Genomic DNA, 15,609 nt, shown 5'->3' on the forward strand with positions numbered 1-15,609 from the left:
GCGTCAGGCGTGGGCCGGAGCCGTCACTCGGTCCAGCGCACCGCGGTCAGGTCGTTGGCCTGGGTGGGCGAGTTCTCCCACAGCCCCTCGATCGCGGCGTTGGCGACGCCGGTCTTGGCCAGCTGGAACAGGTAGGCGTTGACGTAATCCTCGGCGATCGTCTCCTGCGCCTGGCGCAGCAGGGCGCTGCGCTGCTCGGCATTGGTGGTGACGGCCAGTTCGTCCATCAGGGCCTGGAAGGCGGGGTTGTCGTATTGGAAGTAATAGTCGGGCCGCGCGTAGATGTTGATGTCGGCGGGCTCGGTATGGCTGACGATGGTCAGGTCGAAATCCTTGCCGCGGAAGACCTGCTCCAGCCATTGCGCCCATTCGAGGTTCTGGATCTCGGTCGCGATCCCGACCTCGCGCAGCTGGCTGGCGATGATCTCGCCGCCGCGGCGGGCGTAGCTGGGCGGCGGCAGCATCAGGCGCAGCGTCAGGTCGGTCGCACCGGCCTCCGCCAGCAGGTCGCGGGCGCGCTCGGGGTCGAAGGCCGACTTAGCGGTCAGGTCGACATAGTCGGGATTGTGCGGCGCGAAATGCGTGCCGATGGGCGTGCCGTAGCCGAACATGGCGCCGTCGATGATCGCCTCGCGGTCGATGGCGTGGCTGATCGCCTCGCGTACCAGCGGATCGCTCAGCGTCTGGTTGTTCATGGCGAGGATCGTCTCGCCCTCGGTCGAGCCCACGATCACCTCGAAGCGCGGATCGCCCTCGAATGCGGAGAGCGTCTCGGGGGCGGGGAAGTTCGGGAAGGCGTCCACGTCGCCCGCCATCAGCGCCGAGAAGGCGGCGTTCGGGTCGGCGATGAACTTGAAGGTCGCCTGCTCCAGCGCCGGCGCCTCGCCCCAGTAATCGGGGTTGCGGACCAGCTCGACCCGGTCGCCCTGCACCCAGGTCGCGAAGGTGAAGGGGCCGGTGCCCACGGGATCCGTGGCGTTGGTGTCGGCGCTCTCGGGCGCGACGATCACCGCGTCGCCCCAGGCCAGGTTGAAGGGCAGGTTGCCCACCGGCGCCGAGAGCGTGATGCGGACGGTCGCCGGATCGACGGCCTCGACGCTCTCGATCTGCTCGAACAGCGCCTTCTGCGCGTTCGTCGAGTCCTCGGCCCGCGCGCGGTCGAGGCTGAAGACCACGTCCTCGGCATCCATCGCCGTGCCGTCATGGAAGGTCACGCCCTCCTGCAGAGTGAAGGTCCAGACGGTGCCGTCCTCGGACACCTCCCAGCCGGTCGCGAGTGCCGGCAGGATCGCACCGTCGGGGCCGAAGCGGGTCAGGCCCTCGAAGACATTGGCATAGACGACCTCGTCGATCGCCGCGGCCGCGCCGCCTGTGGGGTCGAGGTTCGGCGGCTCCAGCACCATTCCGATGGTGATGTCGGTCTGCTGGGCCAGCGCGGTGCCGGCCGTCAGCAGAAGGGCGGCGGTGGATCTGATGAGCATGGGGTCTCCCTCCCGGTGGTCGCGCCACGATAGGGCGCGGGCCATGCGAGGGGCAAGCGGGCCGCTGCGGCAGGGATCAGCCGGCGGCGTAGCCCGCGACGATCTCGACCATGCGCTCGGTCGACAGGATCGGGGGCAGCAGCGTCAGGAAGCCGCCATCGCCATCCATCACGAAGATATGCGAGCCATGGGCATAGACCGTGCCGCCCAGCGGTTCCTCGAACAGGGCCGTGCGTTCGACATGGAAGGCGGCGCGGGCGCGGGCCAGCTCCGCCTCGGACCCCGTCAGGCCGGTCAGGCCCGGCGCATGCCGCGCCAGCGCGGGGCCCATCGTCTCGACGGTGTCGCGCGCGGGATCGACGGTGATGACCAGCGGCGCGACCGCAATGCCGTTCGCAGCCAGTGCCGCCGTCATCTCGGCCATGATCGGCAGCGCCACCGTGCAGATCGCCTGGCAATTGGCGTAGCCGAAGAAGATGAGCTGGATGCGGCCGTCCGGATCGGTGTGGTCGCGGGGCTGGCCGTGATGGTCCACCAGCGCGTATTCGCCGCCGAAATCGGTGGGGAAGGCGGTGTCGGGCAGGGCGGCCTCCACTGTCGCCTGCTGCGCGGCGGCGGGCAGGGCCAGGGCCGCGAAGGCCAGCGCGAGCCGCATCAGAACCAGTCCGCGATGAAGGCGGCATCGGCCTCGGCGCCGAGGCCCAGATAGCCCTCGCGCTCGATCTCCGAGAGCACGCGCGGGTCGCGCCGGAACCACGGGCCATCGCCCGCCGCCTCGGGATGCTTCGCCGCCCAGTCGTCGGTCCAGAGGTTCGCGCGCCGCCATTCGCCGCCCTCGGGGCGGATGCGCTGGACGAGGTACACGCTGGTCGCGCCGATCTCGGGATCGTCGATCAAGAGGCCGTCCACCTCGACCGTCTGCCCGCAATAGGGCTGCACATCGGCCACCGCACCGTTGAAGGCGGGCTGGCCGTTCTTCAGCGGAAAGACCCAGGCATCGTCGGCCAGCCGTCGCAGCACGACCTGCCGCGCGCCCCCACCGCAGGCTTCGGTGCAATCACCGGTCAGCTCGCAAAGCGGGTCGATCACCTCGGCGGTGAAGCGGGCGGGCGTCTCGGCATAGAGACCCCATTCCCGGGCCTCCGACCCTTCGGAGAAATCCTGCGCCGCGGCGGGCAGGGCCAGCGCGATGGCGGCGAGCGCCGCGACGGAAGGAAGGGACCGGATCATTGCGCCGCCTCCTCGGGAATGGCGAAGCCGGGGATCACCCCGAAATCCTCGTGCGTGGCGTTCACGATGTCGCGGTCGGCGGTGATCGTCTCGACGACGATGTAGTTCATGCCGTCGCGGCGATAGACCATGCCGTCGGCCTCGATCGTGTGCGACGCGATATGCAGGTTCGTGTCGCCACCCGCCGAGACCGCGTCGCCTTCCATCTTCAGCACCATGTAGACCGTGCCGTCCGGCGCCAGCAGCCCCACCGGGATGCCGCCCGCGCTGCACCAGAGCGCGCAGGTGTGATGCGCCGATCCGACGACCGCGTCGGGCCCGCCCATCACGCCCGAGAAATAGCACCAGGTGTCGATCACTTCGCCGGTGATCTGCGCGCGCTCCTGCGCCTGCGCCTGCAGCGGCGCGGCCAGGAGGATGAGGGCAAGGGCGGTTCGCATGGGGGCCTCCGGGTTGGGTCGGGGCCAGTTGACGCTGCGTCGCCCGCTTTGCGCAATTCACGTTTCGCGGAGCGTTTCGCAGAGATCTGCGAGGATGCATTCGTCGCAGCGGGGGCTGCGCGCGCGGCAGACGCGCTTGCCATGGGTCAGGATCAGAAGGTGTCCGTCGCGGCGGAACGCGTCGGGGATCCGGTCCTCCAGCGACGCGGCGGTCTGCGCCTCGGTCCGGCCCTGCGCGAGGCCCGTGCGGTTGCAGACGCGGTGGACATGGGTGTCGACGGCCACCACGGCCTCGCCGAAGGTGAAACTCAGCACGATATCGGCGCATTTGCGGCCCACGCCGGGCAGGCTCATCAGGCCCTTGCGATCGCGCGGGACGGTGCCGCCATGCTCGTCAAGCATCGCCCGGCACATCTTGCGCAGATTGCGCGCCTTCACGTTGTAGAGCCCGCAGGGCTTGATCGCCGCCACGATCTGCGCGTCCTCCAGCGCCAGGATGCCCTCCGGCGTGTCGGCCAGCGCGAAGAGCGCTTTGGAGGCCGCGGCGGTGTTCCGGTCGAGCGATTGCGCCGAAAGCATGCAGGACACGACCGAGCGGAACGGATCGCGCCCGCCCTTCGACCGCGGCAGGCGCGCATCCGGATAGGCGGCGCGCAGCCGTGTCATCATCTCGAGGATCTCGGGCGCATCCAGCATGGGGCGAGGGTAGGGCGCGCGGGGCTCAGGGACAGGCGGCGTCCGCGCCCGGGCGCAGTTGCACCGCGGCGGATGCCGCCGCGCCCGACCGGACCAGGGGAAGCGGTCGGGCGTCTGACGGTGCCGCCAGCGCGACCGAAAACCCGTCCGCCGCCCCGGCCGTCCCGGTGCCGCAGGTCTCGATCCGGATCGTCACCGCAGCCGTGCCCGGCCCCCGCGCCGCGGCGATGCTCTCCGCGATCCCGCGCAGATCCGACAGAGCGGCGCGGGCGATGGCGAAGGCATCGTCGCCGCGCGGATCGGGCACCGGGACGAGCGGCGCGACCACGCTGCGGGGCGGGGCACGGCCGAGCGGACCCGTGCCGCCAGCACGGGCATCCCGGGCGCGGGGGTTAGCCCCGCGGGCAGGGTCAGGAAGACGCGCAGGCCCGCCCAGTCGGCGGCGCGCGGGTCAAGACGCCGGGCCGCCTCCTCGCGCGGGGCGGTGCAGGCGGTCACCAGCGCGAGAACGAGACAGCCGAGAAGGCGCATGATAGGTTTCCTGTAAAAGAACGATTCGTTATTGTTTTACAGAAAGCAATGGGGGCCCGGCAATGTCGCGATCCGATCCGCATCGTCTCTCCGGCAACACCCGCGCGCTCGTCCGCGCCCTGCAGGCGATCTGCGCGGTGATGGCCCTGACGCTCGTGGCCCTCGCCGCGATCCTGCTGGCCCGGCCCGAGCTCGTCGTGTCGCTGGGCGATGGCTGGCCCCTCGCGCATCTGCCCGACGGCCGCTTGCGCTGGGCGGCGATCGCGCTCGCCCTCGCGCTGCTGGTCCCGCCGCTCGTCGCCGCCACCGCGCTGTTCCGCCTGAGCACCGCCTTCCTGCGCGGCCGGGTGTTCGAGCCCGCCGCCGCGCGCCACCTCGCCCGCGCGGGCCACGCCCTGCTCTGGGCGGCGGCGCTGGGCTTTCTGGCGCGGCCCGGCTTCGACCTGCTGGTGGGGTGGTCGCAAGGCCGCGGCTCGGTCGCGATCGAGCTGTCCTCGGCCGATCTCTGGGTCTTCGGCGGCGGTCTCCTGCTCCTGACGCTGGGCCGCGTGCTGGAGGAGGCGGGCCGCCTCGCGCGCGAGAACGCGGCCTTCGTCTGATGGCCATTACCGTGACGCTGGACGTGATGATGGCGCGCCGCAAGATGAGCGGCCGCGACCTCGCCGCGCGCGTGGGCATCACCGAAGCTAACCTGTCGCTGCTGAAATCCGGCAAGGTGAAGGGGGTGCGTTTCGCCACGCTCGCCGCCATCTGCGAAGCGCTCGACTGCCAGCCCGGCGACCTTCTGGAATGGCACCCCGACGAGGTGCGACCCTAGCGCTTCACCCCAGAAGCGTCTCAAGCGACAGCGCCATGACCTGCCCGGCCTCGACCATGTCCTGCACGCCAATCCATTCGTCCGGCTGATGCGCGAGGTCCAGGATGCCCGGCCCGTAGGCGATGCAATTCTTCAGCCGCCCGATCCGGTCGATATGCTTCTGGTCGTAGGTGCCGGGGCTGACGACGAATTCGGCGCTTCGGCCCATCACGCGCTGCACGGCGTCCTGCACGGTGCGCACCACCGGCGCGTCCTCGGCGGTCATCGACGGCATGACCTCGAAGAGGTCGCGGATCTCGTAGCGGAAGCCGGGCCGCGCCGCGCGCACCCGCTCCATCATCGCGGTCACTTCCGATTTCACCGCGGCGATGTCTTCCTCGGCCAGGAACCGGCGGTCGATGGTCAGCACGCAGCGGTCGGGCACGCAGGCCGAGGGCAGGCCGGTATAGCCCGCCTCCTGCACCGGCTCGCCGCCATGGATGGCGTTGAGGTTCAGCGTCGATTGCCGCGCGCCCTCGGGCACCACCGGCATCGCGGTGCGGCGGCCGGCCAGCAGCGGGAAGAGCGTGCGCTCCATCTCGTCGATGACGGCGCCCATGTGACGGACCGCGCAATCGCCGAGGAACGGCATCGAGCCATGCGCGATCCGGCCCTTGGTCTCGATCTCGGCCCACCAGACACCGCGATGGCCCAGGCAGATGCGGTCCTTGTTGAGCGGTTCGGGGATGATGACGTGCTGCACCCGCGCGGGGTCAAAGAAGCCCTGCTCCGCCAGATGCGCCACGCCGCCGAAGCCGCCCGATTCCTCGTCCGCCGTGGCGCTGATCTCGATGGCGCCGCGGAAATCCGGGCGCAGCCGCGCGAAGGCTTCGGCCGCGACGATTGAGGTGGCGAGCCCGCCCTTCATGTCGCAGGCTCCGCGGCCCCAGACACGGCCCTCGGCCAGCTCGCCGCCGAAGGGGTCGCGCGTCCAGCCCTCGCCCACCGCGACGACGTCGTGATGCGAGTTGAAATGAACGCATTCGCCCGGGCGCGTGCCCTCCAGCCGGCAAATCACGTTCCAGCGCGGATAGCAGTCCGAATCGCCAAGCGCGCCCTCGGCGCGGACCATCTGCACCTCCCAGCCGCGCCCGCCGAGGCGCTGGCCCACGAGGTCGCAGATTTCGCGGTAATGCCGGCCCGGCGGGTTCAGCGTCGGGATCCTGACCAGCGCCTGGGTCAGCGCGACCAGGTCGCCCTCGCGGCGCTCGATCTCCTGCATCAGCCGGTCCATGGCCCCTCCGTCATCCGTGCCGCCTTGATGGGGCGAAAGCGGGCGCGGGGCCAGCCCGGTCTGGCGCGGGGGCAGGGGCATGCCTATCTGCGGGGACATGTTGGTGACCGTGATCCTGCCGCTCGTCCTGCTCGGCGGCCTTGGCTGGGCCGTCCCCTGGGCCGTCTCGCGCGTCCTGCCGGAGGGCGCGGGCTGGCTCGTGGCCAATGGCGCGATCTCGGCCGTTGTGCTTCTGGTGCTGGCGGGCGGGCTCTTCGCGCTGGCCTATGGACCGGCGCGGGCGGCGGTCTGGGCCGAGGCGCCGTGGTATTTCGCGCTTCTGGCCGCGCGCAGCGCGCTTGTCTGGGCGCCGGTCATGGTGCTGTCGCTGGCCAACCGCCCGCGGCACTGGACGCGGGCGACATGGTGAGGGTCGCGGCCCCGCGCCCGAGCCGCTAGGCTGCGCGCGAAGAGGGAGAGACGATGCTTGCGCTATTGCGACTGACGGTGATGCTGCTGATCGCGCTTACGGTGATCTACTGGGCGCTGGTCCTGTATCTGCGCGCGGGCGAGAAGGACCGTCTGGAGGCCGAATGGGAGGCCGAGCGCCCGCCCCTGCCGCAGCACACCTACGTGGCCAACGGATTGCGCGACTACCAGGGCAGCCTGCGCCGCAAGTTGATCTGGGGCGTCTACGTGATCCCGATCACGGTGGTGGTCGGGCTCGTCTATTACGTCAATTACGCCTGAGGCTCCCGCATGCGCTGGCTCAAATGGATCCCGACCGTCCTGGTCCTCGCCATCGTCGCGGGCTTCCTGCATTACACGCTGCCCGACCGCGACATCGTGCGGATCGTGAACACCGATGTCCGCCGCGTCGATTTCGGCGAGAACTCGATCTTCTGGGCCGCACCGGACGCCGGCAGCGCGGGCGCGGTGAACCGCGACGTGCGCTTCATCGAGGCGGTGCGCCCCAGTGGTCGCCCCTCGGTTTACCGCAACGAGGACACGGGCTGGGGCTGGCCGCCCTATTTCAAGCTCGACAGCTCGAACCTGCAGACCGAGGCGCGCGACCTGGTGTCCACCTCCGGCGATCCGGTCTGGGTGGCGCTGACGCATTACGGCTGGCGATCCGAATTCCTGTCGATCTTTCCCAATGCCGTCGGCGTGCGGGTCGTGGATGGGCCGGACGTGCGGCTCATCCCGTGGTTCAATATCGTGGTACTGACCCTGCTGGCCGCGCTGGCCTGGGGCGTCGGCGTCCGCATCCGGCGCTTCCGCCGCAACCGGATCGACCCGCTGCTCGAGGATGCGGGCGAGGCGTGGGACGACGCGGGCGAGGCGGTGTCGCGCAAGCGGCGCGGGATCCGGCGCTTCTTCGGCGGGTTCTTCGGCGGCTGACCGATCAGAGTCTGCGCAGCGACAGGCCCTGCGCCTCGGCCAGGCTGAGATAGGGAATGCGCGGCGGGCCGAAGCCCGCGCCTTGTCCGATCTGCGGGAAAAGCTGCGCCATCGAGGCCAGGACCGCGCGGTTCAGCGCCCGCCCGGTGGCCCGGGCCGGGTGATAGCTTTCGACCGGCATACCCGAGACCAGCACGGCCTCCTGACCGGCGCAGGCGATGCCGTAGACCGACACCTCGCCCGGCGGCACGACCGGGGCGATCGAATGGCCGTCCTCGAAGGCGGCGATCGGGGCGAAGGCCATCGGGCTGCCGACCAGTTCGTGACAGGTCTTGTTGGCGATCAGCACATGTGCCTGGGCGCCCAAAAGGACATCCGTCTCGGGTCCCGCCGCGCCCAGCGCGTGGGCCGCGACGCGGTAGAACAGCGGACGCTCGCCCTGCGGCCCGAAGCTGCGGGTGCCGATCCAGTCGATCTGCGCCGTGCCGCCGCCGCGCGTGGCGACGCGGTCGCCGGGCATCAGATCCTCGATCGCGATCGGGCCGTTCGCGCCGCGCAGGATCGCCCCGCGCGCCAGGCTGGCCACCGCCCCCGCCAGTTCCGGCGTGTCCGGCAGCCGCCGTCGGTCCCACTGCGCCACGCCGCGGTGATCGAGCCAGGCCAGCTCGAAGGAAATGGTCGGGACATCGGCGTCCGCGCGCGCATGGGCGCCGTCGGGGACGGGGCTGTAGGGGGCGGACGGAAGCCGCTGATAAGCAGTCATGACGAGGTCGTCCTGGCAATGGCGGCCCCCACCGCGCCTGACCTTATCCGCCGATCGGGCCCTCGCGATCAACCGCGCGGATCGAAACAAAGGGTTTCCCGTCCCCGTTCACCTCGCATCCGGGCCGTGCTAAGCGCCTCGCATGACCGCATTGCCTCCCCTGTCCCAGACGCTCGTTCAGGCCCGCCAGGCCATGGAACTGGAAGCGCCCCGCGCCGCCGCCTCGGTTCTCGAACCCTATCGCGACAGCAACCCGGACGATCCCGAATACTGGCTGCAGCTCGCTCGCGCCAATGCCGAGCTCGACGAGGATTTTCCCGCCCGCAGCGCCTTCGACCGCGCGCTGGAGCTCGCGCCGAGACAGGCCGTGATCTGGATCGAGCTGGCGATCTTCGAAAGCCGCAAGCGCCGCGGCGGCGCCGTCGTCAAGCGCGCCAAGCGGGAGGGCCTGCCCGCGGCGCTGGTCCAGATGATCCAGGGCGCGGCCTCCGGCACGGGGCCCCGTGCGATCGGCACCGGCGCCGCGACCAAGGCCGAGCTTCAGACCCTCGCCCAACTGGGCGCCAAGCGCGATTTCGCGGGGATCGAACGGCTGGCCACGGCGATCCTCAAGCGCGGGCAGGGTGCGGTGATCTGGGGCATGCTGGGTCAGGCGCGCATGGATATGGGCTGCGGCCCGCAGGCCTGCGACGCGTTCCGCCGCGGCCTGAAACTGGAGCCTTATGCCAACGATCTGCGCCTCGCGCTGGTCCGCGCGCTGGCCCTCGGGGGCGAGACGCTCGAGGCCGTGGCCGAGGCGCGCCGCGCCGCCCACACCGCGCCGGCCGACGCCGATGCGCAGCTCATCTACGTGCGCACGCTGGAGAAGGCGAACCAGCACCGAAAAGCCGTGCCGATCATCGACCGCATCCTCGAGTTGCAGCCCGACCGCGACGTCGTGCTGCGCCTCGCCATCGAGGCCGCGACGGAAAGCGGCCGTCCGGGCGACGCGCTGGCGCTGGCGGAACGCCGCGCCCCGGACGCGCCGGGCCGGGACATCTCGATCGCCCAGGCCCTCGCCGGCGCGGGGCGCGACCTGGAGGCGCTCGCCATCTACGACCGCCTGCTGGCCGCCGATCCCGAGAACGCGGAGGCGCATGCGGCGCGCGCGTCGCTCTGCCAGGTGCTCGGGCGGCGCGAGGAGGCCGAGGCCGGCTACCGCGCGGCGATCAGGCTCAGCCCGAAGAGCGGCGCCAGCTACCGGGCCCTCGCCTACGGCGCGCGGCTCTCGCCCGATGACGAGGTGGTCGGCCAGATGCAACGCACGCTGGAGCTGCCCGACCTGCCGGAAGCCGATCGTCGGCTCCTGCATTACGCGCTGGGCCGCGTCTTCGAGAAGGCGGACCCGGCCGTCTCGTTCCACCACCTCGAGCAGGCCAACGCCTCGATGGACAAGGCCTTCCCGGACAATCCCGAACACCGCAGGATGACCCTGAGCCGCCGGTTCGGACCGCAATGGAACACGCTGAAGGCTTCGGTCGCCGCGGGCGCCACCAGCGCCTCCGAAGCGGCGCCGATCTTCGTCACGGGCGTGCCGCGCTCGGGCACCACCCTCGTCGAGACCATCATCTCGACGCATCCGGCGGTCGTCGCGGGCGGCGAGCTGGGGGTTCTGGGACCGGTCACAACCGAGCTGGAGAAAAGCCTCGCCGCGGGCGTCCCGGCAAGTTCGGGCGAGCTCACGGACGCGGGCAACGCCTATGATCTGGCGGCCCGCGCGGCGATCAACGCTCCGGAGGAAACCCGCCGGATCACCGACAAGTCGATCTCGACCTTCCAGGCGCTGGGACTGGTCCGCGAGATCCTGCCCAAATCGAAGATCGTGGTCGTCCACCGCGACCCGCGGGACTCCGGCCTGTCGCAATGGCGCAACCATTTCCGCGATGGTACGCAGCGCTTCGCGGCCTCGTGGGAGGGCATCGCCGAGAATTACGGCATGTTCCGCCGCGCCGTCGATTTCTGGCGCGACGTCCTGCCGGCCGGCGCCTTCCACGAGATCCATTACGAGGCGCTTCTGGCCGATCCCGAGGGCCAGGCCCGTGCGCTTTTGGAGTTCTGCGAGCTGGAATGGGATCCGGCGGTCCTGTCCTTCCACGAGAAGGCGGAGAAGGTGAAGACGCTCAGCTTCGCGCAGGTGCGGCAGCCGCTCTACAAGACGTCGCAGGGCGGCTGGCGCAAGCACGAGGCGCATCTGAAGCCGCTGATCGAGGCGCTGGAGAAGCGCGGCCTGCTTCCGCCCGAGGAGGCCGAGATCGCCGGCTAGTCGGTGAAGGTATCGATCACGTCGCCCAGGTCGAGATCGGGGTCGAACCGGCCCGTCCGCAGGAAGGCCAGCACCTCGCCGATCACGAGGGGCGAGTTCATGATGAAGGTATGCGTGACCGGAAGGGCGATGAAATCGTCCATCCCCGCGACCTTGGTCGATGCGACCGAGACCTTGCCGTCATCCTCGCCCGGCAGGATCGCCGAATAGATCGGCGACAGGCTGCGCGTGCCCGCGATCACGCCCACGCCGGGCCAGACGGGACCCAGCTCCGCGGGCAGGCCGGCGGTTCCGAGCTGCATGCCGGCGGGGCCGTTCATCCATGCGAACGGCGCCAGGTCGCCCAGCGCATCGACCAGCTCCGAGCCCTGGTTCGGCGGCGCCAGCATCACCGTGCGGCCCAGCCGCTCGTGGGTCTGCGAGGCGCGCCACTGGCGCAGCAGGATGCCACCCATGGAATGCGTCACGAAATGGATCTGCGGCGCGCCCTCGCATTCGGCAATCGACCGCGGGATGGCGGCGCGGGCGAGCGTGGGGATATCCCCCTCGGTCGAGGGATAGTCGCGGTTCACGACCTGGTAGCCCTCGGCGCGCAGCGCCTCCTCCATCACCAGGAGCGACGCGTCGCTGCGCGCCAGGCCGTGTAGCAGGACCACGCATTCCGGCTGGGTCTGCGCCGAGGCGGGCAGGGCGAGGGCGAGAAGGGCGAGGGCGAGACGAATCATCCCATCCATCTAGTGCGCCGCCGGGGCGCGGGCTAGGAGGGGCGCATGCCGTCCCGCCCCATCCGCCTCGCCGCGCGCGCCGTGCTGGTCCATCGCGACCGGCTCCTGCTGGTCAACGCCTATCCGCCCGAGGTGGACAGCGCGCTCTGGTGCGCGCCGGGCGGCGGAGCGGAGGCGCATGAGGGCCTGCCCGCAACGCTGGTTCGCGAGGTGCGCGAGGAAACGGGTCTGGAGGTGCGCGTCGACGCGCCCTGTCTGGTCAACGAGTTCCACGATCCCGAACGCGACTGGCACCAGGTCGAGGTGTTCTTCCGGTGCCGTCTGCGGCGCGGCGAACTCGACGCCGATTGGCAGGATCCGGAAGGCATCGTCACCCGCCGCCGCTGGGTCGCCCGCGACGAGATGGTGGCGCTGCAGTTCCGGCCGCTCTCGCTGCCCGCGGTGGCCTGGGAGGACGGGGGCGCCCCCCGTTACGACCCGTTGGAGCGCATCGTGCGCTGAGCGCCCGCGCCGGTCGCCAGGGCGATGCCCGCCAGGACCAGCAGCGCGGCGGCGAGCGCGCGGGGCGAGGGGATCTCGGCCAGGAGCAGCGCGCCGCCCAGCATCGCGATCACCGGCACCGAGAGCTGCGCCAGCCCGGCCGTCGCTAGCCCCATGCGGGGCAGAACGCGGAAGAGGAGCGCATAGCCCAGCCCCGACGCCACCGCGCCCGAGGCGGCGGCCAGCCCGGCGCCGGCAGCCGTGACCGGCGCGCCCCACCAGAGCGGCGCGGCCAGCGCGAAAAGCCCCGCGGCCAGCAGGAAGTTCCCCGCCGTCCCGGCCAGCGGGCGCGGCTCGTATTTGCCGGCGAAGCTGTAGGCGGCCCAGCCCAGCCCGGCGACGATCATCAGCGCGACATCCACCGGGGCCGCGGGGCCAGCGCCCGGTGCCAGCAGCCAGACCAGCCCTGCGAGCGCGAGACCCATGCCCGCGAGCCGCGCGGGCCCCGCGCCCTCGCCGCGCGCGAGGCCCGTTGCGAAGAGCCCCAGCTGCACCGTCGCGAACAGGATCAGCGCGCCGAGGCCCGCGTCGAGGCTGCGATAGGCCAGGCTGAACCCAAGCAGATAGACCACCAGCGCGATCGCCGCGCCCCAGCGCCGCGCGCCGCGCAGCCCGATTCCGCGCCGCGCGGCCAGCGCCCAGAGGACCAGCGCGCCCGCGCCGACACGGATCGCGGCGAAGGCGAGCGGATCGGTGCCGTCCAGAACCCCCGCCCGGGTCAGAAGGGAATTCGCGGCCAGCAGCGTCATCGCCAGCGCGGTCAGGAGGACGGTCGACATGGCCGCCTTCGTGACCGCTCCGCGGGCGGGGCGCAATCGCGGCGATCAGTCCAGCGCCGCGCGCCCCGCCACGCTCAGCGCATAGACGCCCGGCCCCGTCCGCTCGAACCAGCCGTAATGGTTGTCGCGCAGGATGCGCGTCGCCTGCGGCACCCCGGTGGCATCCCGCGCGTCCCGGCCCCGGCAGGGGCCCGCCCGTGCCAGATGGGCGGCCAGCGTGATCGCGTCGCGGCGATAGGCGGTGATCCGCCCCGCGCGCGCCGGCCCGCCGCCCGCCTCGCTGTCGGGGCCGCGAGCGGCGAAGGCCCGCAGCAGCCGCTCGCGCGGCTTGGCGGTCAGGCGCGGGCGGAAGGGGCCGGGGTCGCAATGCGCGGTCACATGCCCGTCGCGCAGCCGCACGGTCAGCACGCCCAGCGCCAGCCGCCGGGCGAGCTTGAGGTTGGCGCGCAGCGCGACCAGCCCGCGCCGCCCCGCGGGGTCCGGCACGGCCAGGTAGACATGCGGCGTCACCGCCTGCCGGGCGATCCCCTGGTGGATCAGCGCCAGGCTAAAGCCGGTCTTCAGCTCGACGATCACCGGCGGCTCCGCGCCGCGCAGCGCGACCACGTCGGCCGCGCCGATCTCGCCCTTCACGGCGTAGCCCTGGGCCTCCAGAAGCGCCTTCACCGGCGGGTAGAGATCGGTCTCGCGCATGGGTCCCCGTGACGTCCCCGTGACATTGCCCGCCGCTCAGGCTAAGGGCCGCCCCGATCCCTACTCAAGCACGGAACGCCCCATGACCACCCTCGTCTTCGGCCACAAGTCCCCCGACACCGACTCGACGGCAAGCCCCATCGTCTGGGCCTGGTACATGACCGAGGTTCTGGGCCAGGACGCCCGGCCCGTCCTGCTGGGCGAGCCCAACACCGAGGCCGCCTTCATGCTGGAGCGCTGGGGCCTCGACCGCCCCGAGATCGTCGCGGACGTGGCCGAGGGGCAGGCCGTCGTCGTGGTCGACACCAACAATCCCGCCGAGCTGCCCGAGGGCATCGGCGGCGCCGACATCCGCCAGATCATCGACCATCACAAGCTCGCCGGCGGGCTGGAGACGAAGGGCCCGATCGACATCACCATCCGGCCGATGGCCTGCACCGCGACCATCATGTACGACCTTATGGGGCAGGCGGTCTCGACCGCGCCGGAAGGCATCCGCGGGGCCATGCTGACGGCGATCCTGTCGGACACGCTCGAATTCCGCTCGCCCACCACCACCGATCACGACCGCGCCGTAGCCGAGCGCTTGGCCGGTGACCTTGGCGTCGATATCGGCGAGCTGGCGGGCCGGATGTTCGCCGCGAAGTCCGACGTCTCCGCCTTCTCCGAGGCGGAGCTTCTGCGCATGGATCTCGAAGGCCTACGAGGTCGAGGGCGTCAAGTTCCGGGTCTCCGTGCTGGAGACGACGGCCCCCGAGATGGTGCTGGCCCGCGCCGAGGCGCTGATGGCGGCGATGCCCGGGGTCGCGGCCGAGGACGGGGTCGACCACGTCCTCCTCTTCGTCGTCGACATCCTCAACGAGGAAGCGACGCTGCTGGTGCAGAACGACATCGTGCGCCGGCTGGCCGAGGCCAGCTTCGGCGTCGCGGTCACCGCCGACCGCGTCGTCCTGCCGGGGGTGATGAGCCGCAAGAAGCAGATCATCCCCGTACTGAAGATGTGAGACGCGCCCCCACGCGCCCGGGCGATCAGCCCGGGTTGCGGAAGACGAAGAGACCGATCGTCGCAATGAAGAGGAGGGTCAGCGCGACGAAGACCTCGGTTCCCACACCGCCATGGTCGTGGATGTTGCGCAGGAAGGTCGTCGTGCAGCGGGGAATGCCGCCGATCGTAACGCAGATGTTCATCGCAGACTCCTGAAAGCAGTGACGGGCATTTCAGGCATAATTGCCTCAGTAATGTGTCATGATCAGGGCACGGCCCATGCCCCATACGCGCCGGTCCGGTGACGTTTAGACAAATTCGAAGGAACCGTTTCCCCTGCGGCGCCAAAGCCGGTGCCGCCCACGCCTGTCCGGCCGAATCCTGCGCGAGCCAAACCTGCCCGGCGCGACTCAGGCCTCCCGGGCCAGCCGCGCCTCGAGCACGTCGAAGGGCACCCCCGGCACGTCCTTCGCGCCGCGGATCACCAGCGACGTCTTGACCGAGGCCACGTTGTCGGCCGCCGTCAGCTCGCCCGTCAGGAAGGACTGAAAGGTCGACAAGTCGGGGGCCACGCATTTCAGGATGAAATCGATCTCGCCGTTGAGCATGTGGCATTCACGGACCAGCGGCCATTCGCGGCAGCGCGTCTCGAAGGCCGACAGGTCGCTTTCCGACTGCCGGGCGAGCGAGACCATCGCGAAGACCTGCACCTCGAAGCCAAGCGCGCGGGCGTTCACATCGGCATGATAGCCTTGGATCAGGCCCTGTTCCTCGAGCGCGCGCACGCGGCGCAGGCAGGGCGGCGCGCTGATCCCGACCCGGCGGGCCAGCTCGACATTCGTCATCCGCCCGTCGGCCTGCAATTCGGAGAGAATCTGGCGGTCGATCGGGTCGAGCTTGCTGGCCGGCATGGAAACCTCGCGCTGGTCGGGTGCGGATTTGTTTCATGACGGCGCCCCGAGCGCAAGATTGTT

20 protein-coding genes and 1 pseudogene are annotated in these 15,609 nt (G+C 70.9%); 8 read left to right on the plus strand and 13 right to left on the minus strand.

What is annotated here, in order from left to right; genetic code table 11:
- Positions 1-23: 23 nt before the first annotated feature.
- From P8627_RS11905 to P8627_RS11930, 6 genes are all read right to left on the minus strand, one after another.
- A complete protein-coding gene (locus P8627_RS11905) occupies positions 24-1,481 on the minus strand; it encodes an ABC transporter substrate-binding protein (protein WP_279964332.1) in 1,458 nt (485 codons plus the stop codon).
- 76 nt (positions 1,482-1,557) lie between these two features.
- On the minus strand, positions 1,558-2,136 hold the full coding sequence (locus P8627_RS11910; RefSeq protein WP_279964333.1) for an SCO family protein: 579 nt from the start codon (positions 2,134-2,136) through the stop codon (positions 1,558-1,560).
- Complete coding sequence (locus P8627_RS11915; protein WP_279964334.1) at positions 2,136-2,711, minus strand: hypothetical protein; 576 nt, start codon at positions 2,709-2,711, stop codon at positions 2,136-2,138. Before P8627_RS11915 ends, P8627_RS11910 begins: the two co-directional genes overlap by 1 nt.
- Positions 2,708-3,151: a hypothetical protein gene (locus tag P8627_RS11920; RefSeq protein ID WP_279964336.1), complete on the minus strand. Its 444-nt coding sequence runs from the start codon at positions 3,149-3,151 to the stop codon at positions 2,708-2,710. Before P8627_RS11920 ends, P8627_RS11915 begins: the two co-directional genes overlap by 4 nt.
- A 57-nt stretch (positions 3,152-3,208) precedes the next feature.
- Positions 3,209-3,847, minus strand: a complete 639-nt coding sequence (locus tag P8627_RS11925; RefSeq protein WP_279964337.1) for an endonuclease III domain-containing protein — start codon at positions 3,845-3,847, stop codon at positions 3,209-3,211.
- Between the two features lie 25 nt (positions 3,848-3,872).
- Complete coding sequence (locus P8627_RS11930; RefSeq protein ID WP_279964338.1) at positions 3,873-4,175, minus strand: hypothetical protein; 303 nt, start codon at positions 4,173-4,175, stop codon at positions 3,873-3,875.
- 265 nt (positions 4,176-4,440) lie between these two features.
- Here P8627_RS11930 and P8627_RS11935 point away from each other — a divergent pair, with 265 nt between their 5' ends.
- Together P8627_RS11935 and P8627_RS11940 are read left to right on the plus strand one after the other, a co-directional pair.
- Positions 4,441-4,977, plus strand: coding sequence for a DUF2975 domain-containing protein (locus P8627_RS11935; RefSeq protein WP_279964340.1), 537 nt, complete (start codon positions 4,441-4,443; stop codon positions 4,975-4,977).
- Entirely contained in the window at positions 4,977-5,195 is a 219-nt protein-coding gene (locus P8627_RS11940; protein WP_279964341.1) for a helix-turn-helix domain-containing protein, read from the plus strand. The genes P8627_RS11935 and P8627_RS11940 overlap by 1 nt, the downstream gene beginning before the upstream one ends.
- Before the next feature lie 4 nt (positions 5,196-5,199).
- Here the strand turns inward: P8627_RS11940 and P8627_RS11945 are convergent, their stop codons facing one another.
- The gene (locus P8627_RS11945; protein WP_279967464.1) at positions 5,200-6,468 is read right to left on the minus strand and encodes an acetylornithine deacetylase/succinyl-diaminopimelate desuccinylase family protein; all 1,269 of its coding nucleotides are present in this window, start codon (positions 6,466-6,468) and stop codon (positions 5,200-5,202) included.
- Positions 6,469-6,565: 97 nt separating this feature from the next.
- Between P8627_RS11945 and P8627_RS11950 the strand changes: the two genes are divergently transcribed.
- From P8627_RS11950 to P8627_RS11960, 3 genes are read left to right on the plus strand one after another with little or no spacing between them, the layout of a single operon-like run.
- Positions 6,566-6,877 (plus strand): hypothetical protein, encoded by a 312-nt coding sequence (locus P8627_RS11950; RefSeq protein WP_279964342.1) that lies wholly within the window; start codon positions 6,566-6,568, stop codon positions 6,875-6,877.
- A 53-nt stretch (positions 6,878-6,930) separates the two neighbouring features.
- Positions 6,931-7,197: a hypothetical protein gene (locus P8627_RS11955; RefSeq protein WP_279964343.1), complete on the plus strand. Its 267-nt coding sequence runs from the start codon at positions 6,931-6,933 to the stop codon at positions 7,195-7,197.
- A 9-nt stretch (positions 7,198-7,206) separates the two neighbouring features.
- Complete coding sequence (locus P8627_RS11960) at positions 7,207-7,848, plus strand: DUF1523 family protein (RefSeq protein WP_279964344.1); 642 nt, start codon at positions 7,207-7,209, stop codon at positions 7,846-7,848.
- Between the two features lie 4 nt (positions 7,849-7,852).
- On the opposite strand, the gene P8627_RS11965 is transcribed toward P8627_RS11960, so the two are convergent.
- Positions 7,853-8,611 (minus strand): Hint domain-containing protein, encoded by a 759-nt coding sequence (locus P8627_RS11965; RefSeq protein ID WP_279964345.1) that lies wholly within the window; start codon positions 8,609-8,611, stop codon positions 7,853-7,855.
- Between the two features lie 142 nt (positions 8,612-8,753).
- Here P8627_RS11965 and P8627_RS11970 point away from each other — a divergent pair, with 142 nt between their 5' ends.
- Positions 8,754-10,913: a tetratricopeptide repeat-containing sulfotransferase family protein gene (locus tag P8627_RS11970; protein WP_279964346.1), complete on the plus strand. Its 2,160-nt coding sequence runs from the start codon at positions 8,754-8,756 to the stop codon at positions 10,911-10,913.
- On the opposite strand, the gene P8627_RS11975 is transcribed toward P8627_RS11970, so the two are convergent.
- Positions 10,910-11,638, minus strand: a complete 729-nt coding sequence (locus tag P8627_RS11975) for an esterase/lipase family protein (RefSeq protein WP_279964347.1) — start codon at positions 11,636-11,638, stop codon at positions 10,910-10,912. The two genes, P8627_RS11970 and P8627_RS11975, sit on opposite strands and share 4 nt — an antisense overlap.
- Positions 11,639-11,683: 45 nt before the next feature.
- On the opposite strand from P8627_RS11975, the gene P8627_RS11980 reads away from it, so the two are divergent.
- Positions 11,684-12,139: an NUDIX hydrolase gene (locus P8627_RS11980; RefSeq protein WP_279964348.1), complete on the plus strand. Its 456-nt coding sequence runs from the start codon at positions 11,684-11,686 to the stop codon at positions 12,137-12,139.
- Here the strand turns inward: P8627_RS11980 and P8627_RS11985 are convergent.
- Both P8627_RS11985 and P8627_RS11990 read right to left on the minus strand, forming a co-directional pair.
- Entirely contained in the window at positions 12,109-12,957 is an 849-nt protein-coding gene (locus tag P8627_RS11985) for a DMT family transporter (RefSeq protein ID WP_279964349.1), read from the minus strand. The two genes, P8627_RS11980 and P8627_RS11985, sit on opposite strands and share 31 nt — an antisense overlap.
- Before the next feature lie 45 nt (positions 12,958-13,002).
- Entirely contained in the window at positions 13,003-13,650 is a 648-nt protein-coding gene (locus P8627_RS11990; protein WP_279964350.1) for a DUF2161 domain-containing phosphodiesterase, read from the minus strand.
- An 82-nt stretch (positions 13,651-13,732) separates the two neighbouring features.
- Here P8627_RS11990 and P8627_RS11995 point away from each other — a divergent pair.
- Positions 13,733-14,654: pseudogene (locus tag P8627_RS11995) on the plus strand (manganese-dependent inorganic pyrophosphatase).
- 25 nt (positions 14,655-14,679) lie between these two features.
- On the opposite strand, the gene P8627_RS12000 reads toward P8627_RS11995, so the two are convergent.
- The gene (locus tag P8627_RS12000; RefSeq protein WP_279964351.1) at positions 14,680-14,838 is read right to left on the minus strand and encodes a hypothetical protein; all 159 of its coding nucleotides are present in this window, start codon (positions 14,836-14,838) and stop codon (positions 14,680-14,682) included.
- 207 nt (positions 14,839-15,045) lie between these two features.
- Positions 15,046-15,546, minus strand: coding sequence for an Lrp/AsnC family transcriptional regulator (locus P8627_RS12005; protein WP_279964353.1), 501 nt, complete (start codon positions 15,544-15,546; stop codon positions 15,046-15,048).
- Positions 15,547-15,609: the final 63 nt, after the last annotated feature.

This window comes from Jannaschia sp. GRR-S6-38 (genome assembly GCF_029853695.1).
Classification (GTDB): domain Bacteria; phylum Pseudomonadota; class Alphaproteobacteria; order Rhodobacterales; family Rhodobacteraceae; genus Jannaschia; species Jannaschia ovalis.